This window comes from Streptococcus oralis, assembly GCF_026782085.1.
Lineage (GTDB): Bacteria > Bacillota > Bacilli > Lactobacillales > Streptococcaceae > Streptococcus > Streptococcus oralis_DA.
This window is the reverse complement of sequence record NZ_JAKUVW010000005.1, coordinates 93,764-118,443: the sequence shown is the minus strand read 5'-3', so window position 1 is coordinate 118,443 and position 24,680 is coordinate 93,764. Positions and strand designations below refer to the sequence as shown.

Sequence of the window (24,680 nt, the reverse complement as noted above, 5' to 3'; positions counted from 1 at the left end):
ACCATAAAAGGGAAACTTTCAATAAAATAGCCACTTTCTTCCCTATTCCACTAGGCTATTCACCAAGTTTGTGATACAATAGGTAGAAACAATATTTTATAAAGGAGAAAAGACACATGCACATTTTTGATGAGCTAAAAGAGCGTGGTTTGATTTTTCAAACGACTGATGAAGAAGCTTTGCGTAAAGCCCTAGAAGAAGGTCAAGTTTCTTATTATACTGGCTACGATCCAACTGCTGATAGCCTTCACCTCGGCCACCTTGTCGCAATCTTGACCAGTCGTCGCTTGCAGTTAGCAGGTCATAAACCATATGCGCTCGTTGGCGGTGCTACAGGTCTCATCGGAGATCCGTCCTTCAAAGATGCTGAGCGTAGTCTCCAAACAAAAGACACAGTAGAGGGCTGGGTCAAGTCTATCCAAGGGCAACTTTCTCGTTTTCTTGACTTTGAAAATGGTGAAAATAAGGCTGTCATGGTCAACAACTACGACTGGTTTGGCAGTATCAGCTTCATTGACTTCCTCCGTGACGTCGGAAAATACTTCACTGTCAACTACATGATGAGTAAGGAATCTGTGAAGAAACGGATCGAGACAGGGATTTCTTACACTGAGTTTGCCTACCAAATCATGCAAGGGTACGACTTCTATGTCCTTAACCAAGACTACAATGTTACTCTGCAAATCGGTGGTTCTGACCAGTGGGGAAATATGACAGCTGGTACCGAATTGCTTCGTCGTAAGGCTGACAAGACTGGTCACGTGATCACTGTTCCACTCATCACAGACGCAACTGGTAAGAAATTTGGTAAGTCAGAAGGAAACGCAGTTTGGCTTAACCCTGAAAAGACTTCTCCATACGAAATGTACCAATTCTGGATGAACGTGATGGATGCTGACGCTGTTCGCTTCTTGAAAATCTTTACCTTCTTGTCACTCGATGAGATTGAAGACATCCGCAAAGAGTTTGAAGCGGCTCCACACGAACGCTTGGCACAAAAGGTCCTCGCTCGTGAAGTCGTGACTCTTGTTCACGGAGAAGAAGCTTACAAAGAAGCCCTTAACATCACCGAGCAACTCTTTGCTGGAAACATCAAAAACCTTTCTGTCAAAGAACTCAAACAAGGACTTCGTGGAGTGCCAAACTACCAAGTAAAAGCAGACGAAAACCACAATATCGTGGAACTCCTCGTGTCATCTGGTGTGGTGAATTCAAAACGCCAAGCCCGTGAAGACGTCCAAAACGGAGCTATCTACGTCAACGGCGACCGTATCCAAGACCTTGACTATGTCTTGAGTGACGCAGATAAGTTAGAAAACGAACTCACTGTTATCCGCCGCGGGAAGAAGAAATACTTTGTGTTGACTTACTAAATTGTTAAACATTTACCTATAAACAAAGGAGTTACCCTCGAGAAAGGTAACTCCTTTTTGCTGTGAATAGTCCCCACCTATCCCTTAATAGACAGGCTACGCAGGACTATGCGTAAGGTTGTTAGATTATGTAGGATAGAGAGGTTTGAAGGACTGAGCCAATTAAACAAGCCAAAGCCAATCAAACTACTATTTACGACAACGGTATCTTGAATATTCTTCTTGATGAGTGTTTGCAAAGATGATGATAGCCAATCCAACTCTTGGAAGAAATCCAAACGATTATCTAACAATAAGATATCGCTCATCTGCTTAGAAATATCTGCACTCTCATTCATCACCACACCGATATCTGATAGGGTTAGAGCCGCTGAGTCATTCAATCCATCTCCAACCATCAAAATCGTGTGACCTGCTTTCTGCAGTTCCTCTACTAACTCAAATTTCCCATCAGGTTTCAAGTCTGTATAGACCTGATCAAAGGGCAAATCTTTGACTAATTCCTCTGTCCTAACCAAGGTGTCCCCTGTTGCCAGAATCAATTTTTTCCCTTGTGCCTTAAGTTTCTCCAAGGCTGCTTTTGCTTCTTTTCTCAAAGGAGTATGAATGCAGAACATTCCAATCAATTCATTCTGATAAGCCAAGAATAAGAGATTGTAGTGACTCTTGTACTCTTCAATTAAAGCATTTTGTTCTGAACTGATATGAATCTGCTCATCCTGCATCAAGACATAATTCCCAATAAGAACTGGTTGGCCATCTATATGAGATTTGATCCCCTTGCTTGCAATATATTGGAGTTTCCCATGCATTTCCTCATGTTCAATTCCCTCTATCTCAGCTTGCTTGACGATGGCATTAGCAATAGGATGATAAATGTGTTCCTCAAGACAGGCACTGATTCTGAGAATATCTTCCTCACTATAGTCCCCAAAAGGTAACACCTTTTCAACTATAGGATAACTAGTTGTGATTGTTCCCGTCTTATCAAACAAGAAAGTATCAACTTCCAGATATTTCTCCAGAACATCCCCATCCTTAATCACCATTTCACGGTTCAACCCCTCCTTGATAGCTGTCAAATAAGCTACAGGAGTAGAGATTTTCAAAGCGCAGGAGAAATCGACTAATAGGAAAGAAATAGCCTTAGAAAAAGAACCTGTTAATAGGTAAGTTAGCCCAGCCCCCAAGAAATTATATTTGACGACCTTATCCGCCATCTTGATGAAATAGCGTTGTTTCGTTTTCTTGTTTTCTTCAGATTTCTTCATTAACTCAATCAGTTGTAAAATCCGGCTGTTCATCTGATTATCGGTTACACGAATGCGTAACTCTCCAGTTTCTAATACTGTATTTGCACAAACCAAATCAGACTCTCTTTTTTCAACTGGAAAACTCTCTCCCGTCAAGGAACTTTCGTTGACCATACCTAAACCTGAAACTACTTGTCCATCAAACAGAATTTCATTTCCTTGAGATAGGACCAAGACATCTCCTATTTGAACATCGGAACTCTTGATACTAACAACCGTATCGCCCTGTACTAAGAATACGTCGCTCTCTTTTGCAAGAAGGCTTTGTTCTAAATCTGTTGCAGTTTTTTTCAAAGACCACTGATCTAAATGATTCCCCAAATCAAGCATAAACATGATATTGCTAGCTGTCTTGGATTGGTTCATAAACAAGGACAATAAAATCGCCGAACAGTCCAAGACTTCCATCGTTAGTTCCTTACGCGCTAGTGTTTGATAGGCTTCTCTAATATAACCCAAAGCCTGATAACAAGTCCATATATAGCGAATAGGATACGGCACAAAACTACGAAAAAGTACACGCTTAATCGCTGCACCTGAAACAATAGAATAAGCACTCTCTTCTCTACGAATGGGAAGAGTCATCAACTCAGAAACTTTCCCTTTATCAATTCTTTTTAAAAAGGCTTCTGCATTATCTAATACAGAAAAGCCTTCTTTTATGCGTAGAGTAAAGTGCTGTTGATCCATGTAAAACTGGATAGACTCAATCCCCTTTTCATCTCTCGCCAAGGAACGAAGATAGTCTTGAATATCCAAGGTGAGTGAAAAAGAAGATGATAGTCGGATATGTTGGTATCCTCTATGTAGCACTTTAAAAGACATATTATTCTCCTATAAGGCTATCTAATTGCTCTTCTTTTTTCTCTTGCTCGTACAAATATTTGGCATCTTGCAAGACATCGTCTCCATGTTGTTTCACAACAGAAACAGATGCATCTAGCCCGTCTTTCAACTTGTAAGCCTTAGCCAAAGCTTTAGAATAACCTTTTTTAGCTTCCTTACTTGCCAAGATTTTCAAACCAAGGGTACCAAATGCGACACCACCCAAAAAGAGTGATGATTTTTTCGCAACTTTTGCAACGGTTAATACTTCTTTTAACATACTTATTTCCTCCTTATCATTATTATATAGAAATTTAGATATAAAAGCAATTTTATTCTATAAATTGGAGAATTAGTTTTATTTCTACTGAATCTCCCATCTACTTATTTCTAAAGTTGCTTTCATTTGCCTCTTTTGATACACTTAAACTATGAATACAAACCTCAAACCCAAACTTCAGCGTTTTGCTTCTGCGACTGCCTTTTCCTGCCCTATCTGCCAAGAAAATCTGGCCTTGGTAGAGTCTAGCCTCAAGTGTAGCAACCGCCATTCTTTTGATCTGGCAAAATTCGGCTATGTCAACTTGGCTCCGCAAATCAAGCAATCTGCCAACTACGACAAGGAAAACTTCCAAAACCGCCAGCAAATTCTTGAAGCTGGTTTTTATCAGGCTATTTTAGAAGGTATCTCGGACTTACTAACAACTAATCCATCCGCAAAAACAGTCTTGGATATCGGTTGTGGCGAAGGTTTCTACTCTCGCAAGCTCCAAGAAAGTCACTCTGACAAAACCTTTTACGCCTTTGATATTTCAAAAGATTCCGTTCAAATCGCTGCCAAGAGCGAACCAAACTGGGCGGTCAACTGGTTTGTCGGCGACCTGGCTCGTCTTCCTATAAAAGACGCCAGCATGGATATCCTGCTTGATATCTTCTCGCCTGCCAACTATGGGGAATTCCGTCGCGTTTTATCCAAAGACGGTATTTTGATCAAGGTCATCCCAACTGAAAATCACCTCAAAGAAATCCGTCAAATGGTGCAGGACCAGCTGACAAAGAAGGATTATTCCAACCAAGATATCAAAGAACATTTCCAGGAACATTTCAGTATCCAATCTAGTCAGATTGCTTCCTTAACAAAACCTATCTCGGCTGAGCAACGCCAAGCCCTGCTTGCCATGACGCCCTTACTCTTTCACGTTGACCATACCAAGATTGACTGGAGCCAACTGACAGAGATTACCATTGAAGCAGAGATTCTAGTTGGGAAAGCACTGTAATTAAAACTTTCAGATAAGACAAAAACCCGCACCTCTTCTTGAGGTGTGGGTTTAAATCGCGATTTTTCAACTGTCTATCCGAAAAGTGGAAAAAATTTTAACCTCTCCATTTATTTTCGATTCGAAATGACAAATTTATCAATGAATAATAAGTGAAATGAGGCAAGTGTAATCCCCAAATAGCACCCATGATAAGAGATTTCTTGATGGGTAAGTGGAAAAAGAGTACGATTCCCCATCGAGAGTGATGACAAAACCACAAATAGTATCCAAAATAAATCAGTCCATTTATATTTTGAAAAATATTTTTTCCACATAAAAACACCTTCTTTCTTCACCACAATGCTATTATAATACAAATTATAAGCGGATACAAGAAATACGAGGCCATCAACTACGAAGAATCATGAGACTGAAATACAGTAAAAAGCAGTATTTCTAAAACTTCAACGTATCTATGATTTATCTCTTTTTAGACCTGATTGGCTAAAATCCACATCATTCAAAAAAGCGATTAGTATAAATTTTGTATCTTAGTTCAAGTGCCAGATATCTTCGTTGTACTGAGCGATTGTACGGTCAGATGAGAAGAATCCTGCTTTAGAAATGTTAACGATGACTTTATCCAACCATGCGTCACGATCTTCGTAGTCAGCAAGCATTTGCTCTTTGACTTTGATGTAGTCTTCCAAGTCAAGGAGAGTCATGAACCAGTCTTTGTTGATCAATTCGTTGTAAAGACGTTCCAAGCGTTCTTTCTTGCCTACTGCAAGAACAGCGTCACTCACGATGAAGTCAACTAATGGTTTGATAGCTTTACGAGCGTAGAATTCGCTTGATTTGTAAGCTGCTTTTGCGTAAAGGTCGATAACAGTTTCTGAATCTTCACCGAAGATGTAGATATTTTCGTCGCCAACCAACTCAGCAATTTCCACGTTAGCTCCGTCCATAGTACCAAGAGTCAAAGCTCCGTTCAACATGAATTTCATGTTACCAGTACCTGAAGCTTCTTTAGAAGCAAGTGAGATTTGTTCTGAGATATCACATGCTGGGATGAGGAAGCTTGCTGCAGTAACGTTGTAGTTTTCAACCATAACCACTTGCAAGTGTGGAGCTACTTCTGGATCATTTGCAATCACTTCTGACAAGCAAAGGATCAAGTGAATGATGTCTTGGGCGATTGTGTAGGCAGGAGCTGCTTTACCACCAAAGAAGACTGTGATTGGACGAGCAGGGATGTTACCAGCCTTGATATCAAGGTATTTGTGGATGACATACAAAGCGTTCATTTGTTGGCGTTTGTACTCGTGAAGACGTTTGATTTGGATATCAAAGATAGAGTTTGTATTGATTTCCACACCTTGGTGATCTTTCAAGTGACGAGCCAATTTACGTTTGTTGTGAGCCTTGATGCTTTCCAATTTTTCTTTGACAGCTGCTTTGTCTTCGTAAGACAAGAGTTTTTCAAGCTCATCTGCTTCATGGTGCCATCCCTCTCCAATAATCTCATCCAAGTAGTGAGATAGTCTTGGGTTGGCATGCATGAGCCAACGACGGAATGTGATACCGTTTGTTTTGTTGTTGAATTTTTCTGGGTAGATGTCGTAGAAAGCTTTCAACTCTGAATTCTTCAAGATCTCAGTGTGGAGTGCTGCTACCCCGTTAACACTGTATCCGTAGTGGATATCCATGTGAGCCATGTGTACACGGTCGTTTTCATCAATGATTTGAACAGCTGGGTCTTTGTATTCTGCTTTCACACGACGGTCCAATTCTTTGATGATTGGTACCAAGTGAGGAACCACTTCTTGCAAGAATTCAAGAGGCCATTTTTCAAGGGCTTCAGCAAGGATTGTGTGGTTAGTGTAGGCAGTCATGCTACGAACGATTGAGATTGCTTCATCAAGTTCGATACCACGTGCAGTCAAAAGACGGATCAATTCAGGAATCACCATTGATGGGTGAGTATCGTTGATTTGTACAACTGCATAGTCCGCAAGGTCATGCAAGTTGCTTCCTTTTTCGATTGCTTCGTCGATGATCAATTGTGCACCGTTTGAAACCATGAAGTATTGTTGGAAGATACGGAGCAATTCACCTTGCTTGTCGCTGTCGTCTGGGTAAAGGAAGAGTGTCAAGTTGCGAGCGATATCTGTCTTGTCAAAGTTGATACCATCTTCGATGATAGAAGAATCAACTGAATCCAAGTCAAACAAACGCAAGCGGTTTTTAGTAGCTGTCTTGTAACCAGGTACATCGATATCGTAAAGAGTAGATGTCAATGTGAAGTGTGCGAATGGCACTTGGTAGCTACGGCTTGAGCGAACCAACCAGTTTTGCTCTGTCAACCAAGCATTTGGAATTGTTTCTTGTTGGTTATTTTTAAGAACTTGTTGGAAAAGACCGAAGTGGTAGTTCAAACCAACACCGTCACCATTCAAACCAAGTGTAGCGATTGAGTCGATAAAGCAGGCAGCCAAACGTCCCAAACCACCGTTACCAAGTGATGGTTCCAATTCTACTTCTTCGATTTCGATTAACTCTTTACCTGCAGCTGCAAGTTCTTTTTTCACATCGTCATAAAGACCAAGGTTAATCAAGTTGTTTGATAAGAGTTTACCAATCAAGAACTCAGCTGAGATGTAGTAAACTTTTTTCTTACCAGTGTTGACTGGTTTTTGACTGCTAGCAAGCTTGCTGTAGTTGAGAAGAGCAAGGTAAAGCTCTTCATTGCTACATTCTGCAATGGTTTTATTGTAACGCTTTTGTACAAATTCTTTTAATGGTAACATTTTTGTGTCTCCTGATATTGTCTTATTTCTTTAATTCTACCAAATTTTCATTAATTCGGCGATAAATTGTAGTCAAGTCAAGCAAAGTTTCTTCAACAGCTGGTGTGAGTTGGTCTGCTGTCATACGCCATGACCAATTTCCGCCAAGAGTAGATGGGAAGTTCATGCGAGCCGCCTCATCTAGTTCTAGCAAATCTTGCATAGTTGCAATTGCCATGAAGCTAACAGATGAAAATACTGTGCGAAGCATTGCGTGTGGCACTGTTTCGTACTCTTTACGGTTCGTGTAGCGCGCCATGTACTCGCGAGTTGGATCGTCGATCTCATTACGGTACCAACCAAGGACCGTATTGTTATCATGTGTTCCTGTGTACATAACTGAGTTAGCCGGTGCCAAGTGTGGGCTATCGATACTTTCGTCTTCTGGATTGAAGGCAAATTGAAGAATCTTCATTCCTGGGAATCCAGTGCGTTCACGCAACTCGATGACTTCATCTGTCATGAAACCAAGGTCTTCTGCGATGATGTTTAGCTCACCAAGCTCTTCCTTAACGGCTGCGAAGAGTTTGTAGCCTGGACCTTTCACCCATTTACCAGGTGCCGCTGTATCGGAACCAGCAGGAATTTCCCAGTAAGATTCGAAACCACGGAAGTGGTCGATACGAACGATATCGTAGATTTTGAAGCTTTCGCGCAAGCGTTCAACCCACCATTTGTAACCGTCTTTGTCCATTGCTTCCCAGTCATAGATTGGGTTTCCCCAAAGCTGACCAGTGGCAGAAAACTCATCTGGTGGGCATCCTGCGATGCAAGTTGCTTTACCAGTGGCATCTGTCTTGAAGAGATGTGGATTTGCCCACATGTCGCTTGAATCTTCCGCAACGTAGATAGGCATGTCTCCAACAATTTCGATGTGGTTGTCGTTAGCGTAGGCTTTCAATTTCAACCATTGTTGGAAGAAGAAGTATTGAGTCACACGGTGGTAAACCAACTTGTCTGCCAATTTCTCACGGTAGCTTTCAAGTGCTGAAGCTTTACGCGCACGAGCATCTGCGTCTGGCCATTCTGTCCAAGCAAGATTGTCAAAATGCTCTTTGATAGCCATATACTCTGCGAAGAGTTCGAGCCAAGATTGGTTATCTTGAGCAAACTTATCAAAATCTTTGACATCACCCACTTCCAAGAAGCGTTTAACTGCTTTTTCTAAAAGTGGACGACGTGCGTAATAAATCTTCGCATAGTCAACTTCAGATGCATCGCTACCAAAGTCAACACCTTTAAGATCACTGGTTTCGAGCAAGCCTTGCTCTACCAAGATATCAAGGTCGATAAAATGCGTATTCCCAGCAAAGGCTGAGAATGATTGGTATGGAGAATCTCCATAGCTTGTTGTCCCAAGAGGGAGGATTTGCCAGTAACGTTGCTTCGTACGAACCAAGAAATCAACGAAATCATAGGCAGTCTGCCCAAATGATCCAATCCCGTATTCTCCTGGCAGAGAAGAGATGTGCATCAACACACCACTTTGACGTTTTTTCATAATAGCACCTCATGTGTTTGTTATAAAACGTTGCGCAATTAAGGCGCAAACGTTTGCGTTAATTTAAGTATAACGCATTTCAAAAACAAATGCAAGCGTTTTTAAAAAATTTTTTTGAATTATTTTAATCAAACAAAACTTGTTGCCACTGATATTTTATGAAATGAGCGAAAAAATTTTAAAGATTTTCTGATTTAAGATATTTCATTCCCAATATCTGCTTTATTTTCTGAAAAACCGAGCCAAATTTACGCAATCGTTTTCCTAATATATTTTCAATTCAAAAAAAATAAATATTTTAAGTTCTTTCCTATATATGGGCTTTAACAAATGTTTGAAACCTTAAAATTTTTTTAAAAAACTTTTTAAAAAAGCTTGCAACCGTTTTCTATTTGTGCTATACTAGGCTCATAAAAGAAAACGTTTGCGTTTTCTAAATAAATTATACTGTTATTCTTTAGGAGGAATACACTATGTCATCTAAATTCATGAAGAGCGCTGCTGTGCTCGGAACTGCTACTCTCGCTAGCTTGCTCTTGGTAGCTTGCGGAAGCAAATCTGCTGACAAAGCAGCTGATACTAGCTCTTCAGAAGCACAAGAAATCACTTTCTACGTTGAAGACCAATATAAAGCCTTCGCTGAATCAGCTGCAAAAGCTTACGAAAAAGAATCTGGCGTAAAAGTTACGATCAAAACAGGAGACCAAATGGGTGGTCTTGATAACCTTTCACTTGACAACCAATCTGGTAAAGCTCCTGATGTTATGATGGCTCCATACGACCGTGTAGGTAGCCTTGGTACTGACGGACAACTTTCAGAAGTAACTCTTAGTGATGGTGCGAAAACAGACGATACTACTAAATCTCTTGTAACTGTTGGTGGTAAAGTCTATGGTGCTCCAGCCGTTATCGAGTCTCTCGTAATGTACTACAACAAAGACTTGCTAAAAGAAGCTCCAAAAACTTTTGCTGATTTGGAAAACCTTGCTAAAGATAGCAAATATGCCTTCGCTGGTGAAGATGGCAAAACTACTGCCTTCCTAGCTGACTGGACAAACTTCTACTACGCATATGGACTCCTTGCTGGTAACGGTGGTTATGTATTCGGTCAAAATGGTAAAGATCCTAAAGATATCGGTCTTGCAAACGACGGAGCAATCAAAGGTATCGAATACGCTAAATCTTGGTACGAAAAATGGCCTAAAGGTATGCAAGATACTGAAGGTGCTGGTAACTTGATTCAAACTCAATTCCAAGAAGGCAAAACAGCTGCTATCATCGATGGTCCTTGGAAAGCTCAATCCTTTAAAGATGCTAAAGTAAACTACGGTGTTGCGACTATCCCAACTCTTCCAAACGGTAAAGATTACGCAGCATTCGGTGGTGGTAAAGCTTGGATCATCCCGTCAAGCACTAAGAACCTTGAAGGCGCTCAAAAATTTGTAGACTTCCTAGTTTCAACTGAACAACAAAAAGCATTCTACGATGCAACCAACGAAATCCCAGCTAACACTGAGGCTCGTACTTATGCTGAAGGCAAAAACGATGAGTTGACTACAGCTGTTATCAAACAGTTCAAGAACGCTCAACCAATGCCAAACATCTCACAAATGTCAACAGTTTGGGATCCAGCGAAAACTATGCTCTTTGATGCTGTAAGTGGTAAGAAAGATGCGAAAACAGCTGCTAACGATGCTGTAACATTGATCAAGGAAACAATCCAACAAAAATTTGGTAACTAATTGAATTGTTCAAGGGGGGTGGAAGCAAAATCCCCCTTTGAATTTATAGATATGCTTCTTATCAGATGTACGTATCTTACGATTGAATCCGAGTTTAAACTCGCATCCTATGAAAGGAGTAATCATGGAAAAACAACAGCCTCGCAAAGCAGCCTTGCTGTCAATCATTCCTGGTTTAGGACAAATCTATAACAAACAAAAAGCTAAAGGATTTATTTTCCTTGGCATTACTGTTCTATTTGTTCTGTATTTTCTAACACTTGCAACCCCTGAATTGAGCAATTTGATCACCCTTGGTGACAAACCTGGCCGTGATAATTCACTGTTCATGCTGATTCGCGGTGCTTTCCATTCTATCTTTATTGTCGTTTACTTGCTCTTTTACATCTTTAATATTAAGGATGCACATACGACTGCTAAACGTATCAACAACGGTATTCCCGTAGCTCGTACCTTCAAGGACATGATTAAAGGCATTTATGAAAATGGATTCCCATACCTCTTGATCATTCCATCTTACGTTGCCATGACCTTCGCCATTATCTTCCCAGTTATCGTAACCTTGATGATTGCCTTTACCAACTATGACTTCCAACACTTACCACCAAATAAATTGTTGGACTGGGTTGGTTTGACGAACTTCACAAACATCTGGAGTTTGAGTACCTTCCGTTCAGCCTTTGGTTCCGTTCTTTCTTGGACCATTATCTGGGCTTTATCTGCTTCTACTTTGCAGATTGTCATTGGTATCTTTACTGCAATCATTGCCAACCAACCATTTATCAAAGGAAAACGTATCTTCGGTGTTATTTTCCTTCTTCCTTGGGCAGTTCCAGCCTTCATCACTATCTTGACATTCTCAAATATGTTTAATGATAGTGTTGGTGCTATCAACACCCAAGTCTTGCCTCTTTTGTCTAAGGTCCTTCCTTTCCTAGATGGAGCTCTTATCCCTTGGAAAACCGATCCGACTTGGACTAAGATTGCCTTGATTATGATGCAAGGTTGGCTAGGATTCCCATACATCTACGTTTTGACTTTGGGTATCTTGCAGTCTATTCCTAACGACCTCTACGAAGCGGCTTACATCGATGGTGCCAATGCTTGGCAAAAATTCCGCAACATCACTTTCCCAATGATCTTGGCTGTTGCAGCTCCAACATTGATTAGTCAATACACCTTCAACTTTAACAACTTCTCTATCATGTACCTCTTCAATGGTGGAGGACCTGGTAGCGTTGGTGGTGGAGCCGGTTCAACTGATATCTTGATTTCATGGATTTACCGTTTGACAACTGGTACAGCCCCACAATACTCTATGGCGGCAGCTGTTACCTTGATTATCTCCATCATTGTCATCTCTATCTCTATGATTGCATTCAAGAAACTACACGCATTTGATATGGAGGACGTCTAAGATGAATAACTCAATCAAACTCAAACGTAGACTGACTCAAACCCTCACTTACCTCTACTTGATTGGCTTATCAATCGTGATTATCTATCCACTTTTGATCACCATTATGTCAGCCTTCAAGTCTGGTAACGTGGTAGCCTTTAAACTAGATGGTAACGTCGATTTTAGTTTTGATAACTTTAAAGGACTCTTCACTGAAACCTTATACGGCACTTGGTATCTCAATACCTTGATCATCGCCTTGATTACAATGGCTGTCCAAACAAGCATCATCGTACTTGCTGGTTATGCCTACAGCCGATACAACTTCTTGGCTCGTAAACAAAGTTTGGTCTTCTTCTTGATCATCCAAATGGTGCCAACCATGGCTGCTTTGACTGCCTTCTTCGTTATGGCACTTATGTTGAACGCCCTTAACCATAGCTGGTTCCTCATCTTCCTCTATGTCGGTGGTGGTATCCCTATGAACGCTTGGTTGATGAAAGGTTACTTTGATACCGTACCAATGTCTCTTGATGAATCAGCAAAACTTGATGGTGCAGGACACTTCCGTCGCTTCTGGCAAATCGTCCTCCCTCTTGTTCGCCCAATGGTTGCGGTACAAGCCCTCTGGGCCTTCATGGGACCTTTCGGAGACTATATCCTCTCTAGTTTCTTGCTTCGTGAGAAAGAATACTTTACAGTTGCCGTTGGTCTCCAAACCTTCGTCAACAATGTGAAGAACTTGAAGATTGCCTACTTCTCAGCAGGTGCTATCCTCATCGCTCTTCCAATCTGTACACTCTTCTTCTTCTTACAAAAGAACTTTGTTTCAGGACTTACAAGTGGTGGCGACAAGGGATAATTTATCCCCGCCACCCTTTTTCATTTTGGAGCTTGTTGCTAAAGCTACAAGATTGGACACCCTTCTACAAATCTTATTGAAACCCTATTTCAATATATAATTGATTTCCTAGACTTGAAATAAAGCACATTTCTCTATATAATAATACTCATATAGAAAACACTTTTAGAAAGATGCCTATGCTTCCATATCCATTCTCGTATTTCTCTAGTATCTGGGGATTTCGTAAGCCCCTATCAAAACGTTTCGGCCTCAACTGGTTTCAGCTTCTCTTTACGAGCATTTTCCTCATCAGTTTGTCTATGGTTCCGATTGCCATTCAAAACAGCTCACAGGAAACGTATCCACTGGATACCTTTATCGATAATGTCTATACTCCACTGACAGATGAAGCCATCATGGACTTGTCAGAGAATGCACAAATCGTTGATGGAAAGCTGAACTACTCAGGTACGAAGAATCAGCAACCTTCTCTTGTGATTGGCCCAAGCCAAAACAAAGAATTGCCAAAGGACTTGCAACTTCATTTTGATACGGAAGAACTCGTCATCAGCAAGGAAAGTAAGGAACTGACTCGCATTCGCTACCACGCGATTCAAACGGAGAGTTTCCAGAGTAAGGAAGATCTTACCCAGGCCATTTCTAAAGACTGGTATCAACAAAACCGGGTCTATATCAGTCTCTTTCTCGTTCTTGGTGCAAGCTTTCTCTTTGGATTGAATTTCTTCATTGTCTCTCTTGGAGCTAGTCTTCTTCTTTATATCACCAAAAGATCACGCCTCTTTTCATTTAGGACTTTTAAAGAGTGCTACCATTTTATCTTGAACTGTTTAGGATTACCCACTCTGATTACGCTTATTTTGGGGCTTTTTGGCCAAAATATGGCAACCCTTATCACTGTACAAAACATTCTTTTTGTTCTTTATCTGGTCACCATTTTTTACAAGACACACTTCCGTGATCCAGATTATCATAAATAGGAGATTTTTATGCCCGTTACGATTAAAGACGTGGCCAAGGCAGCAGGTGTCTCACCTTCAACTGTTACCCGCGTTATTCAAAACAAATCAACGATTAGTGATGAAACCAAAAAACGAGTTCGCAAGGCGATGAAGGAGCTCAACTACCACCCCAATCTCAATGCTCGTAGCTTGGTAAGTAGCTATACTCAAGTTATCGGCCTGGTGCTTCCTGATGACTCGGATGCCTTTTACCAAAATCCTTTCTTCCCATCTGTTCTACGAGGGATCGCCCAAGTGGCATCTGAGAACCACTATGCTATTCAGATTGCAACGGGGAAAGATGCAAAAGAGCGGCTCAAAGCTATTTCCCAGATGGTCTATGGTAAGCGTGTAGATGGTTTGATTTTCCTCTATGCCCAAGAAGAAGATCCTTTGGTTAAGCTAGTAGCAGATGAGCAATTTCCTTTCCTTATCTTAGGTAAATCTCTATCTCCCTTCATTCCGCTCGTCGATAATGACAATGTCCAGGCAGGTTTTGATGCAACAGAATATTTCATCAAAAAAGGATGCAAGCGAATTGCCTTCATCGGAGGAACCAAAAAACTTTTCGTAACACAAGATCGTCTAATGGGTTATGAGTTAGCTCTTAAACAATACCAACTTCCTATTGATCCAAATCTGACCTACTTTGCGACCGAATTTCTTGAAGATAATGGTTATCGCTTTAGTAAACTTCTCTTCGAGCATGATCCAAATATTGATGCTATTATTACTATTGATAGCCTTCTTGCTGCAGGGGTCTGTGATTACATCGCAAAACACCAACTGGATGTCCCTGTCCTCAGCTTTGACTCGGTCAACCCTAAACTGAACTTGGCAGCCTATGTGGATATCAATAGCTTAGAACTCGGGCGCGTTTCCTTTGAAACCATTCTCCAGATTATTAACGATGCCAAAAACAATAAACAGATTTGTTACCGCCAGTTGATTGGACACAAAATTATCGAAAAATAAAGACCAGCCTCAAGGCTGGTCTTTTGAGTATTATTAATTGTCTGTTTCTACGAATCGTCCTAGGATGTGGACATTTTCGGATACAGAGACAAAGGCTGTTGGATCGACCTGTTTCATGATGTGTTTAAAATCATTAAACTCTGCTCGCGTGATAACAGTGATCAAGACTGCTTTTCTCTCATGATTATAGGTTCCTTCTGCATCGTGGATCATGGTTGCTCCACGGTGCAATTTTTTATGGATTTTTGCGATTACCTTGTCAGGATTATTGGTCACAATCATGGCCTGCATGCGTTTCTGCTTGGTAAAGACCGCGTCTGTCACACGACTGGAGACAAAGATGGTAATCATGGAGTAAAGGGCATATTTCCAACCAAAGGTCAGACCTGCTATCAGCATGATGGTTCCATTTACCAAGAAAGAAATACTGCCGACATTCTTACCCGTTTTCTTTCGAATGGTGAGACTGACGATATCTGTACCTCCGCTAGAAATATTGTTACGGAGCGCAAAACCAATCCCCAAGCCCATGACAACACCCCCAAAAAGAGCATTGATGATGGGATCCTCTGTCAAGGTCACAACTGGCACAAGCTGGATAAAGAGGGAACTCATGGATACTGTGATAAAGGTAAAGATTGTAAACTTATGCCCAATCTGATACCAAGCCAAAATCATCAACGGAAAATTGATGGCATAAAAGGTCAGCGATATCGGAATATAAAAACCAAACCAGTGATTACTCAAAGCAGAGATAATCTGTGCCAAACCCGTCGCACCACTGGAGTAAACGTGTCCTGGTTGAAAAAAGAAATTGACTGCTACTGCTGACAAAAAGCCATAAACCAGAGAAGCCGAGACTTTCTCATCATATTTTTCCCGAGAGATACTTTGTAAAACTCGTAAGATTTTTATCTGATAAGCAAAGCGGCGCAGATAATAGCGCCACCGCTTAATTTGTTTTGCTTGTTTCATCTTCTTCTACTTGTAAGCTGAGTTCCTCTAGTTGTTTGAGAGCGACTGTTGATGGAGCTTGTGTCATTGGATCGGTTGCCTTATTGTTCTTAGGAAAGGCAATGACTTCACGGATATTTTCTTCTCCTGCTAAGAGCATCACAAAACGGTCAAGACCGATCGCCAAACCACCGTGTGGTGGGAAACCATAGTCCATAGCCTCAAGAAGAAAACCAAACTGGTCATTTGCTTCTTCGGCTGAGAAACCAAGAGCCTTGAACATGCGTTCTTGAAGGTCTTTTTGGTTGATACGAAGGCTACCACCACCAAGTTCGTAACCGTTCAAGACGATATCGTAAGCAATGGCACGAACTTTAGCCAAATCACCTTCTAATTCGTGAGCTGTTTCTTCCTGTGGAAGGGTAAATGGATGGTGGGCGCTCATGTAGCGGTCTTCTTCTTCAGACCATTCAAACATTGGCCAATCAATCACCCAAAGGAAGTTGAACTTATCGTTATTAATCAAGCCAAGCTCTTTGGCAATACGTCCACGAAGGGCGCCTAGTGTTGCATTGGCCACTTCAAGCGTATCCGCCACAAAGAGAACCAAATCCTTATCTTCAAGACCAAGTGCTGCAGTCAATTCTCCTTGGATACCCGTCAAAAACTTGGCAACCGGTCCATTTAATTCTCCATCAACTACCTTGACCCAAGCAAGACCTTTGGCACCGTACTGTTTGGCTACTTCGGTCATCTTGTCGATGTCTTTACGTGAGTAGTTGTCCGCAGCTCCTTTGACTACAATGGCTTTAACAGCAGGTGCTTCTGAGAAGACTTTAAAATCAACACCTTTTACCACTTCTGTCAAGTCCTGAAGCAACATGTCAAAACGGGTATCTGGCTTATCAGAACCGTAAAGAGCCATAGCATCATCGTATTTCATACGCGGGAATGGCAGCGTTACTTCGATGCCTTTAGTTTCTTTCATCACGCGCGCAATCAAACCTTCTGTAATATCTTGGATTTCTTGCTCAGTAAGGAAGGAAGTTTCCAAGTCGACCTGGGTAAATTCAGGCTGACGGTCACCACGCAGGTCTTCGTCACGGAAACATTTGACGATTTGGTAGTAACGGTCAAATCCAGCATTCATCAAGAGCTGTTTGGTGATCTGTGGACTTTGAGGAAGAGCGTAAAAATGCCCTTTATTGACACGAGATGGAACCAAATAGTCACGCGCCCCTTCTGGTGTTGACTTAGAAAGGAATGGCGTCTCCACATCGATAAACTCCAACTCATCCAAGTAATTACGGATAGAGTGGGTCACCTTGGCACGAAGCTTGAGATTTTCCAACATCTCTGGACGACGAAGGTCAAGGTAACGGTAACGCAAACGTGTATCGTCATTGGCCTCAATGCCATCCTTAATCTCAAAAGGTGTTGTTTTGGCTGTATTAAGCACTGTCAAAGCTGTCACGTTTAACTCAACCGCACCAGTCGGCAATTTATCATTGGCTTGCTCACGCGCAGCGACTTGTCCAGTCACCTCAATGACAAATTCGCTACGAAGACTTTCGGCTGTTGCCATGACCTCTGCAGATACTTTTTCAGGGTTGATAACCAACTGCATGATTCCTTCACGGTCACGAAGGTCGATAAAGATCAAACCACCAAGGTCACGACGACGACCAACCCAGCCTTTCAAGGTGATTTCTTGTCCGATATGTTCCTCACGAACACGACCAGCATACATACTACGTTTCATTGTTTCTCTCCTCTTTTATTCTGTTACTATTTTACCATAAAAGCGCAGGCTCTTCATGAAAATCAGCAGAAAAGTTTGATTGTCTTTAGAAATCAAAACGAACAGACTAAAAATCCGATGAAAACGTCATCGGATTCTCTGATTATGATTATTAACCTTTTTTACGCTTTTCAGCAATCTCAGCTGCCTTTTTAGGTAGAACAATCTCCGTCGCATAAGCCGAAGCAAAACGCAAGACACCTGCAATAGGCGCAAAGACAACTGCTAGATAGTTGTAAAAGAAATCGCCTTTAAAGGCATAGGCAAGTGCCCCGATGATAAAGAAGAGAACGACCGCCTGTATCACTGCTAATAAAATTACTCGTTTCATGTGACCTCCTGACTCTATTATAGCATGAGTATCATCAAAAAGCCGATTAAATTATTCAAAGCGTGTAAAGAAATGCTATAAAGAAGACCTTTTCGGCTTACATAAGCCAAACCCAAACTCAATCCCAGACTAGCATAGACTAAAAACTGTTGCAAAGTCCCTGGAAAATGAATCAAGGCAAAGAGCACACTCGATACGAGGAGAAATAAAGCTGTCTGTTTGCTGTTATTTTGCTTAGGAAAGAGATAGCGCGCTAGCATCCCTCTAAAGATGAGTTCTTCCGTCAGAGGAGCAAAGACCACTACCATAAAGAAACCAAAGACAGGCTGAGCAACTGTCAGTTGTGATACGATTTGTTGATTGACCGACGGATCATCTGGCAAAAAGAACTGGGCTGTAATCGCCACTAGCAAAACCAGAGTTGGCAACCAAATATAACTATTAAAAACCGTCGTCTGGATGCTAACCTTTTCTGTCTGATACCATCTGTAAACTCCATAAACATAGGCCCCTGACAGGACAACATAAAGTGGCAAGACTCCAAAGATTGAAGCCCCTAGGTCAAGCGCTGATAAAGCCATACTCTGAACCAGACCATAGCCAAAGAAAAAGGATAGAACAGCTAGAAGAAACCAGCCAAGATTTTTAAGTAGTTTCATAAAAGACTCCTATTTGAAATGAAGACTTAGCATTGTTATTCGCATCATTTTGATAAAAATGTGGAATACAGTCGCAACTAAAAGGGATAATAAGCGAATTCCTCTTGCAAAAATAGAAACGGTAGTAATGATTTTATAAAGATATTTTGGAGCAAGCAAGAGCAATGTTGATCCTAGGAAAAAGAGAGTCAGGAGTAAGGTCCTGACCAGTTTTTCTACTATTAAAAGCCTAATTTTTCAAATATTTCTGAAAAGTTTTGGCTAATGGTCTCAAGGGACACTTGCGCTTCTTCTCGTGTTTGATTGTTTTTAACCGTCACTTGTCCGCTTTCGACTTCGCTCTCTCCTAGCGTGATGAGAGTCTTAGCCGCAAAGACATCGGCTGACTTGAACTGAGCTTTAAGCTTCCGGTTGAGGTAGTCACGTTCTGCTTTGAATCCTTGTTGGCGAAGGGCTTGTACCAATTCCAAAGCCTTAACATTTGCTCCTTCACCCAAGACTGCGATATAGACATCTAGGGCATTTTCGATAGGGAGGGCCACACCTTGCTTTTCAAGAATGAGAAGCAGGCGCTCTACACCAAGTCCAAAGCCAAAGCCTGCAGTTTCAGGGCCACCAAAGTAGGCAACCAAACCATCGTAGCGACCACCCGCACAGACCGTCAAGTTATTGCCCTCGATCTCAGTGATAAACTCGAAAATGGTGTGGTTGTAGTAGTCCAGACCACGTACCATATTGGTATCGATGATATAGTCTACACCCAGATTTTCCAACATCTGACGGACGGCATCAAAATGAGCTTGGCTTTCTTCATCAAGGAAGTCCAAGATAGAAGGTGCATTCTCCACTGCCACCTTGTCTTCTTTTTCCTTAGAGTCCAAGACACGGAGAGGATTTTCCTCCAAACGACGTTGGCTATCCTTCGACAAGGTCTCCTTGAGCGGTGTCAAATAGTCTATCAAGGCTTGACGGTAAGCCGCACGACTCTCAGGATTCCCAAGAGTGTTGAGGTGTAGTTTGACACCTTGGATGCCGATCTCTTTCAAGAAATGAGCTGCCATAGCGATGGTTTCCACATCGGTAGCTGGATTGCTAGAGCCAAAGCACTCGACACCAATCTGGTGGAACTGGCGCAAACGACCTGCCTGTGGACGCTCATAACGGAACATAGGGCCCATGTAGTAGAACTTACTTGGCTTTTGCACTTCTGGAGCGAAGAGTTTATTTTCCACATAGGAACGAACAACGGGCGCAGTTCCTTCTGGACGAAGGGTGATATGACGATCACCCTTGTCATAGAAATCATACATTTCCTTGGTTACGATATCGGTCGTATCTCCGACAGAACGGCTGATAACCTCATAGTGCTCAAAAATAGGCGTGCGCACTTCCGCATAGTTATAGCGCTTGAAAATTTCACGGGCAAAGCCCTCAACATACTGCCACTTGGCAGACTCAGCAGGTAAAATATCCTGCGTTCCTTTTGGTTTTTGTAATTTCATAGGGAATCCTCTTTAAACTTAATAGTCTTATTTTACCATAAATAGAGGGATTAAAACAGTGAGAGGAGAAAATCTCAATAGAGTCTTTTCAGAAAATTCATCAAAAACTTGCCAAATTGTCAGAATTATGAGAAAATAGAGGATATTTATCACGTGGAGGGACTGTTATGAGAGACGATATCAAAATCAATGACCGCGCTTTGGCCTTACAAGACCAAATTATCGAAAAACTAGAGAAGGTTTTTGATACAGATGTGGAATTGGATGTTTACAATCTGGGCTTGATTTATGAAATTAATCTGGATGAAACAGGTCTCTGTAAGATTGTCATGACCTTCACCGATACTGCCTGTGATTGCGCCGAAAGCCTGCCTATCGAAATCGTCGCAGGTCTAAAACAAATCGAGGGTATCGAAGATGTCAAGGTTGAAGTCACCTGGTCTCCTGCATGGAAGATCACTCGAATCAGTCGCTACGGACGCATTGCCCTTGGACTGCCACCTCGTTAATACTCTTCAAACTACTTCAGCTTTATCTCCAACCTCAAAGCTGTGCTTTGAGCAACCTGCGCCTAGCTTTCTAGTTTGCTCTTTGATTTTTATTGAGTATGAGCAGACCAATCACTTTTGAAGATGAAAAGAAGCAAGCCGAAGTTGGCTTGCTTTTTGAGTTTATTTTTTACCTGACTTGTCCATATTCCAGAAGTCTGTCACGGCTCCACGAGAAGCGGATGATACGATGTGAGCATATTTACCAAGGACACCACGACTGTAAAGTGGTGGCAAGGTTGTTTCTGCCTTGCGTTTTTCAAGTTCTTCTTCGGATACGGTCATGGAAATTTCTTTGGTATCTTGGTCAACCGTAACGATATCACCTGTACGGAGGTAGGCAATTGGTCCACCATCCTGAGCTTCAGGAGCAATATGTCCGACAACAAGACCATAAGTACCACCAGAGAAACGACCATCCGTCAAGAGGGCAACCTTGTCTCCTTGACCTTTACCAACGATCATTGAAGAAAGGGACAGCATCTCAGGCATACCAGGACCACCCTTAGGTCCCACGAAACGAACAACGACTACATCGCCATCAACGATTTCATCTGTCAGAACAGCCTGGATAGCATCTTCTTCTGAGTCAAAGACCTTAGCTGGTCCAACGTGGCGACGCACTTTCACACCTGATACTTTAGCAACCGCACCGTCAGGGGCAAGGTTCCCGTTCAAGATGATAAGCGGACCATCTGCACGTTTTGGATTTTCAAGTGGCATGATGACTTTTTGACCTGGTGTAAGATCTGCAAAGTCAGCCAAGTTCTCAGCAACTGTCTTACCAGTACATGTGATACGGTCTCCGTGAAGGAAGCCATTCGCCAAGAGATATTTCATAACCGCTGGAACCCCACCGACTTCGTAGAGGTCTTGGAAGACATACTGACCAGATGGTTTCAAGTCGGCCAAGTGAGGCACACGCTCTTGGATCGTATTGAAGTCTTCAAGTGACAAATCAACATTGGCAGCATGGGCAATAGCAAGCAAGTGAAGAGTGGCATTTGTAGAACCACCGAGAGCCATGGTTACTGTAATGGCATCTTCAAAGGCTTCACGAGTCAAGATATCTGAGGGTTTGAGACCAAGCTCCAGCATCTTGACAACAGCACGTCCTGCTGCTTCGATATCTTCTTTCTTGTCAGCTGATTCAGCTGGGTGAGATGAAGATCCTGGCAAACTCATACCTAGAACTTCAATAGCAGTCGCCATGGTATTAGCTGTATACATACCACCACAGCCACCAGGGCCCGGGCAGGCATTACATTCGAGACGCTTCACGTCCTCAGCTGTCATATCACCGTGGTTCCATTTTCCGATTCCCTCAAAGACAGAAACCAAATCGATGTCTTTTCCATCAAGATTTCCCGGTGCAATAGTTCCTCCATAGGCGAAAATAGCTGGAATGTCCATGTTGGCAATGGCAATCATAGAACCAGGCATGTTCTTGTCACAGCCACCGATAGCAACGAAGGCATCCACGTTGTGACCACCCATAGCCGCCTCGATGGAGTCCGCAATGATATCACGAGATGTCAAAGAGAAACGCATACCAGGCGTTCCCATGGCAATCCCGTCCGCTACCGTGATAGTCCCAAACTGAACAGGCCAAGCACCTGCTGATTTGACACCTTCTTTAGCCAACTTCCCAAAATCATGCAAGTGAATGTTACATGGTGTATTTTCCGCCCAAGTCGAAATCACTCCCACAATCGGTGTTTCAAAGTCCTTATCTGTCATACCAGTGGCACGAAGCATGGCACGGTTTGGTGATTTAACCATGCTGTCATAAATGCTACTGCGGTGACGTTTATCTAATTCAGTCATTTGTTCCCTCCCGTTTCAGTTTTTACTATTATAGCACATTTTAAAGGCAATGAACAGAAGAAAATTCTTGAATTTTCAGAAAATTCTATACAGTAATATTTTCTTTAAAAATTTTGCATTTATTTCTTGACTTTATAAATTAAAGTGATATCATTTAGATATCAAAAACGGGAGGTCATTCTGATGACTGAAAAACTAATCAATTCAAAACCAAATGGTGTAGTAGCATTGATACTCATTGAGTTGGCACTCGTACTTGGTGTCTTTATATTTATAATGGGTGCTGGTTCGGAAAATATTTTTGGAATTATTATCGGTCTTCTCTCTATTGTCTTTGCAGCTTTAGCACATGCTGGTTTAAAAGTTGTCAAACCTCAGGAAGCTCTGGTTCTGACACTCTTTGGTAACTATACAGGTACCATCAAAGAACCTGGTTTTTACTTTGTCAATCCTTTTAGCATAGCAGTCAACCCTGCAAACCACACTCGACTTGGTCAAAGTGGTGATGTTAGCACAAAATCTCCTTTTTCAGGAATGAAATCATCAAATGGCAATGATGTAAACCTTGAAATTGGCAAGAAACAGATTTCTCTAAAAGTTATGACTTTGAGCAATTCCCGTCAAAAGATTAACGATTGCTTAGGTAACCCTGTTGAAATTGGAATTGCGGTAACTTGGAGAGTTGTCGATACCGCTAAGGCTGTCTTCAACGTTGACAACTACAAGGAATATCTCTCTTTGCAGTGTGATAGCGCCCTTCGTAATATTGTCCGCATTTATCCTTACGATGTGTCTCCTAATGTGGACACTACAGGTGATGGACAAGCCGATGAAGGAAGCCTCCGCGGTTCTAGTGAGATTGTAGCTAAACGTATTCGTGAAGAAATCCAAAGTCGCGTAGAGGACGCTGGTTTGGAAATCCTTGAAGCACGTATTACTTACCTAGCTTATGCACCAGAAATTGCAGCTGTTATGCTTCAACGCCAACAAGCATCTGCCATTATTGATGCCCGTAAGATGATTGTAGACGGCGCTGTGGGTATGGTTGAAATGGCACTAGAACGTCTCAATGAAGGAGAGTTGGTAGAACTTGACGAAGAACGAAAAGCTGCCATGGTTTCAAATCTCCTAGTCGTTCTCTGTGGCAATCATGATGCACAACCAATTGTCAACACAGGAAGTCTTTACTAAAGATGGCTGACGCTAAAAAAAAGCAGATCCCCCTTCGACTCTCAACAAAGTTATACGCTGCACTCGCATCATGGGCAGAAGACGACTTTCGTTCAGTCAATGGGCAAATCGAATATCTCCTCACAGAGTGTGTCAAGCAACGGAAGAAAGACGGAAAATACGTCTCAGAAATCATTGACGAACCATTCGAGATTGATATTTAACACCTTCTCCTGTCTGCTGGGTCAGACGGGAGAATTTTTTCATCTTTTTTTGTCAAGTAACTTTACTTTACAAAAAAAATGTGTTATTCTAATATGGTTGATGAAAATCAGTAGATTGAATCGAATTTAAATACCTAAAGGAGAAATCAAAATGGCAGTACCTGCACGTCGCACTTCAAAAGCGAAGAAAAACAAACGTCGTACACACTACAAAGTAACAGCTCCATCTGTAAACTTTGACGAAACTACTGGAGATTACTCACGTTCTCACCGCGTATCACTTAAAGGATACTACAAAGGACGTAAGATCGCTAAAGCTGCATCAGCTGAATAATAGAAGGGAGATACCATGCGCGTAAATATTACACTTGAACACAAAGAATCTGGTGAACGCTTGTACCTTACTTCTAAAAACAAACGTAACACTCCAGACCGTCTTCAATTGAAGAAATACTCACCAAAACTTCGCAAACACGTTGTGTTTACCGAAGTGAAGTAAGCATTCAATACGAATCAATACATAAGAAAGACGCTGATTTTGTACTGACCCCAAAAAGTTAGA

Annotated in this window: 23 protein-coding genes; 12 read left to right on the top strand and 11 right to left on the bottom strand. The window is 41.8% G+C overall.

Features of this window, described 5'->3' with window-relative positions; translation table 11 throughout:
* Positions 1–116: 116 nt before the first annotated feature.
* The gene (gene tyrS, locus MK395_RS09120; RefSeq protein ID WP_044020095.1) at positions 117–1,373 is read left to right on the top strand and encodes a tyrosine--tRNA ligase; all 1,257 of its coding nucleotides are present in this window, start codon (positions 117–119) and stop codon (positions 1,371–1,373) included.
* 77 nt (positions 1,374–1,450) lie between these two features.
* On the opposite strand, the gene MK395_RS09115 is transcribed toward tyrS, so the two are convergent.
* Both MK395_RS09115 and MK395_RS09110 read right to left on the bottom strand, forming a co-directional pair.
* Positions 1,451–3,511 carry a heavy metal translocating P-type ATPase gene (locus MK395_RS09115; RefSeq protein WP_000008775.1) on the bottom strand — a complete coding sequence of 687 codons (2,061 nt, stop codon included), beginning with the start codon at positions 3,509–3,511 and terminating at the stop codon, positions 1,451–1,453.
* 1 nt (position 3,512) lies between these two features.
* Entirely contained in the window at positions 3,513–3,791 is a 279-nt protein-coding gene (locus MK395_RS09110; RefSeq protein ID WP_000910910.1) for a DUF6110 family protein, read from the bottom strand.
* Positions 3,792–3,942: 151 nt separating this feature from the next.
* Between MK395_RS09110 and MK395_RS09105 the strand changes: the two genes are divergently transcribed.
* Positions 3,943–4,791 (top strand): putative RNA methyltransferase, encoded by an 849-nt coding sequence (locus tag MK395_RS09105; RefSeq protein WP_001095534.1) that lies wholly within the window; start codon positions 3,943–3,945, stop codon positions 4,789–4,791.
* 110 nt (positions 4,792–4,901) lie between these two features.
* Here the strand turns inward: MK395_RS09105 and MK395_RS09100 are convergent, their stop codons facing one another.
* From MK395_RS09100 to malQ, 3 genes are all read right to left on the bottom strand, one after another.
* A complete protein-coding gene (locus tag MK395_RS09100; RefSeq protein ID WP_009013759.1) occupies positions 4,902–5,108 on the bottom strand; it encodes a hypothetical protein in 207 nt (68 codons plus the stop codon).
* 216 nt (positions 5,109–5,324) lie between these two features.
* Complete coding sequence (gene glgP, locus MK395_RS09095) at positions 5,325–7,583, bottom strand: glycogen/starch/alpha-glucan family phosphorylase (protein WP_195594931.1); 2,259 nt, start codon at positions 7,581–7,583, stop codon at positions 5,325–5,327.
* A gap of 22 nt (positions 7,584–7,605) precedes the next feature.
* On the bottom strand, positions 7,606–9,123 hold the full coding sequence (gene malQ, locus MK395_RS09090; protein WP_000747324.1) for a 4-alpha-glucanotransferase: 1,518 nt from the start codon (positions 9,121–9,123) through the stop codon (positions 7,606–7,608).
* A gap of 473 nt (positions 9,124–9,596) precedes the next feature.
* Here malQ and MK395_RS09085 point away from each other — a divergent pair, with 473 nt between their 5' ends.
* The 5 genes from MK395_RS09085 (at position 9,597) to MK395_RS09065 (ending at position 15,102) form a co-directional block, all read left to right on the top strand.
* On the top strand, positions 9,597–10,865 hold the full coding sequence (locus MK395_RS09085; RefSeq protein WP_000095456.1) for an extracellular solute-binding protein: 1,269 nt from the start codon (positions 9,597–9,599) through the stop codon (positions 10,863–10,865).
* Positions 10,866–10,989: 124 nt separating this feature from the next.
* Positions 10,990–12,282: a sugar ABC transporter permease gene (locus MK395_RS09080; protein ID WP_268711721.1), complete on the top strand. Its 1,293-nt coding sequence runs from the start codon at positions 10,990–10,992 to the stop codon at positions 12,280–12,282.
* Between the two features lies 1 nt (position 12,283).
* Positions 12,284–13,126: a sugar ABC transporter permease gene (locus MK395_RS09075; RefSeq protein WP_042901961.1), complete on the top strand. Its 843-nt coding sequence runs from the start codon at positions 12,284–12,286 to the stop codon at positions 13,124–13,126.
* Between the two features lie 179 nt (positions 13,127–13,305).
* Positions 13,306–14,106, top strand: a complete 801-nt coding sequence (locus MK395_RS09070) for a DUF1189 domain-containing protein (protein ID WP_268702838.1) — start codon at positions 13,306–13,308, stop codon at positions 14,104–14,106.
* Between the two features lie 9 nt (positions 14,107–14,115).
* On the top strand, positions 14,116–15,102 hold the full coding sequence (locus tag MK395_RS09065; protein WP_001145418.1) for a LacI family DNA-binding transcriptional regulator: 987 nt from the start codon (positions 14,116–14,118) through the stop codon (positions 15,100–15,102).
* A gap of 33 nt (positions 15,103–15,135) precedes the next feature.
* Here the strand turns inward: MK395_RS09065 and MK395_RS09060 are convergent, their stop codons facing one another.
* The 5 genes from MK395_RS09060 to hisS all read right to left on the bottom strand — a co-directional run bounded on the left by MK395_RS09060 (position 15,136) and on the right by hisS (position 20,349).
* The gene (locus MK395_RS09060) at positions 15,136–16,077 is read right to left on the bottom strand and encodes a YitT family protein (protein ID WP_000806271.1); all 942 of its coding nucleotides are present in this window, start codon (positions 16,075–16,077) and stop codon (positions 15,136–15,138) included.
* Positions 16,055–17,818: an aspartate--tRNA ligase gene (gene aspS, locus MK395_RS09055; RefSeq protein ID WP_268711720.1), complete on the bottom strand. Its 1,764-nt coding sequence runs from the start codon at positions 17,816–17,818 to the stop codon at positions 16,055–16,057. Before aspS ends, MK395_RS09060 begins: the two co-directional genes overlap by 23 nt.
* 151 nt (positions 17,819–17,969) lie before the next feature.
* The gene (locus tag MK395_RS09050) at positions 17,970–18,188 is read right to left on the bottom strand and encodes a hypothetical protein (protein WP_000832176.1); all 219 of its coding nucleotides are present in this window, start codon (positions 18,186–18,188) and stop codon (positions 17,970–17,972) included.
* A gap of 17 nt (positions 18,189–18,205) precedes the next feature.
* The gene (locus MK395_RS09045; RefSeq protein ID WP_268711719.1) at positions 18,206–18,847 is read right to left on the bottom strand and encodes a CPBP family intramembrane glutamic endopeptidase; all 642 of its coding nucleotides are present in this window, start codon (positions 18,845–18,847) and stop codon (positions 18,206–18,208) included.
* 221 nt (positions 18,848–19,068) lie between these two features.
* Entirely contained in the window at positions 19,069–20,349 is a 1,281-nt protein-coding gene (gene hisS, locus MK395_RS09040) for a histidine--tRNA ligase (RefSeq protein WP_268711718.1), read from the bottom strand.
* 167 nt (positions 20,350–20,516) lie between these two features.
* Between hisS and MK395_RS09035 the strand changes: the two genes are divergently transcribed.
* On the top strand, positions 20,517–20,858 hold the full coding sequence (locus MK395_RS09035; protein WP_001204052.1) for a metal-sulfur cluster assembly factor: 342 nt from the start codon (positions 20,517–20,519) through the stop codon (positions 20,856–20,858).
* Between the two features lie 162 nt (positions 20,859–21,020).
* Here the strand turns inward: MK395_RS09035 and ilvD are convergent, their stop codons facing one another.
* Positions 21,021–22,724 (bottom strand): dihydroxy-acid dehydratase, encoded by a 1,704-nt coding sequence (ilvD, locus tag MK395_RS09030; protein ID WP_268711717.1) that lies wholly within the window; start codon positions 22,722–22,724, stop codon positions 21,021–21,023.
* 183 nt (positions 22,725–22,907) lie between these two features.
* Between ilvD and MK395_RS09025 the strand changes: the two genes are divergently transcribed.
* The 4 genes from MK395_RS09025 to rpmG all read left to right on the top strand — a co-directional run bounded on the left by MK395_RS09025 (position 22,908) and on the right by rpmG (position 24,617).
* Complete coding sequence (locus MK395_RS09025; RefSeq protein ID WP_268711716.1) at positions 22,908–23,915, top strand: SPFH domain-containing protein; 1,008 nt, start codon at positions 22,908–22,910, stop codon at positions 23,913–23,915.
* A 2-nt stretch (positions 23,916–23,917) separates the two neighbouring features.
* Positions 23,918–24,118 (top strand): type II toxin-antitoxin system antitoxin, encoded by a 201-nt coding sequence (locus MK395_RS09020; RefSeq protein WP_268711715.1) that lies wholly within the window; start codon positions 23,918–23,920, stop codon positions 24,116–24,118.
* A gap of 151 nt (positions 24,119–24,269) precedes the next feature.
* Positions 24,270–24,452, top strand: coding sequence for a 50S ribosomal protein L32 (gene rpmF / locus MK395_RS09015; protein WP_000290417.1), 183 nt, complete (start codon positions 24,270–24,272; stop codon positions 24,450–24,452).
* Positions 24,453–24,467: 15 nt separating this feature from the next.
* Positions 24,468–24,617 carry a 50S ribosomal protein L33 gene (gene rpmG / locus MK395_RS09010; RefSeq protein ID WP_001265622.1) on the top strand — a complete coding sequence of 50 codons (150 nt, stop codon included), beginning with the start codon at positions 24,468–24,470 and terminating at the stop codon, positions 24,615–24,617.
* Positions 24,618–24,680: the final 63 nt, after the last annotated feature.

Bases quoted from the DNA above. Each gene is read 5' to 3' on its own strand.
- glgP (WP_195594931.1), bottom strand. From the start codon at position 7,583: ATGTTACCATTAAAAGAATTTGTACAAAAGCGTTACAATAAAACCATT.
- rpmG (WP_001265622.1), top strand. From the start codon at position 24,468: ATGCGCGTAAATATTACACTTGAACACAAAGAATCTGGTGAACGCTTG.
- MK395_RS09100 (WP_009013759.1), bottom strand. From the start codon at position 5,108: ATGTGGAAAAAATATTTTTCAAAATATAAATGGACTGATTTATTTTGG.
- rpmF (WP_000290417.1), top strand. From the start codon at position 24,270: ATGGCAGTACCTGCACGTCGCACTTCAAAAGCGAAGAAAAACAAACGT.
- MK395_RS09050 (WP_000832176.1), bottom strand. From the start codon at position 18,188: ATGAAACGAGTAATTTTATTAGCAGTGATACAGGCGGTCGTTCTCTTC.
- MK395_RS09020 (WP_268711715.1), top strand. From the start codon at position 23,918: ATGGCTGACGCTAAAAAAAAGCAGATCCCCCTTCGACTCTCAACAAAG.
- tyrS (WP_044020095.1), top strand. From the start codon at position 117: ATGCACATTTTTGATGAGCTAAAAGAGCGTGGTTTGATTTTTCAAACG.
- ilvD (WP_268711717.1), bottom strand. From the start codon at position 22,724: ATGACTGAATTAGATAAACGTCACCGCAGTAGCATTTATGACAGCATG.
- MK395_RS09070 (WP_268702838.1), top strand. From the start codon at position 13,306: ATGCTTCCATATCCATTCTCGTATTTCTCTAGTATCTGGGGATTTCGT.
- MK395_RS09060 (WP_000806271.1), bottom strand. From the start codon at position 16,077: ATGAAACAAGCAAAACAAATTAAGCGGTGGCGCTATTATCTGCGCCGC.
- MK395_RS09085 (WP_000095456.1), top strand. From the start codon at position 9,597: ATGTCATCTAAATTCATGAAGAGCGCTGCTGTGCTCGGAACTGCTACT.
- MK395_RS09035 (WP_001204052.1), top strand. From the start codon at position 20,517: ATGAGAGACGATATCAAAATCAATGACCGCGCTTTGGCCTTACAAGAC.
- aspS (WP_268711720.1), bottom strand. From the start codon at position 17,818: ATGAAACGTAGTATGTATGCTGGTCGTGTTCGTGAGGAACATATCGGA.
- hisS (WP_268711718.1), bottom strand. From the start codon at position 20,349: ATGAAATTACAAAAACCAAAAGGAACGCAGGATATTTTACCTGCTGAG.
- MK395_RS09105 (WP_001095534.1), top strand. From the start codon at position 3,943: ATGAATACAAACCTCAAACCCAAACTTCAGCGTTTTGCTTCTGCGACT.
- MK395_RS09065 (WP_001145418.1), top strand. From the start codon at position 14,116: ATGCCCGTTACGATTAAAGACGTGGCCAAGGCAGCAGGTGTCTCACCT.
- MK395_RS09080 (WP_268711721.1), top strand. From the start codon at position 10,990: ATGGAAAAACAACAGCCTCGCAAAGCAGCCTTGCTGTCAATCATTCCT.
- MK395_RS09025 (WP_268711716.1), top strand. From the start codon at position 22,908: ATGACTGAAAAACTAATCAATTCAAAACCAAATGGTGTAGTAGCATTG.
- MK395_RS09075 (WP_042901961.1), top strand. From the start codon at position 12,284: ATGAATAACTCAATCAAACTCAAACGTAGACTGACTCAAACCCTCACT.
- MK395_RS09110 (WP_000910910.1), bottom strand. From the start codon at position 3,791: ATGTTAAAAGAAGTATTAACCGTTGCAAAAGTTGCGAAAAAATCATCA.
- MK395_RS09115 (WP_000008775.1), bottom strand. From the start codon at position 3,511: ATGTCTTTTAAAGTGCTACATAGAGGATACCAACATATCCGACTATCA.
- MK395_RS09045 (WP_268711719.1), bottom strand. From the start codon at position 18,847: ATGAAACTACTTAAAAATCTTGGCTGGTTTCTTCTAGCTGTTCTATCC.
- malQ (WP_000747324.1), bottom strand. From the start codon at position 9,123: ATGAAAAAACGTCAAAGTGGTGTGTTGATGCACATCTCTTCTCTGCCA.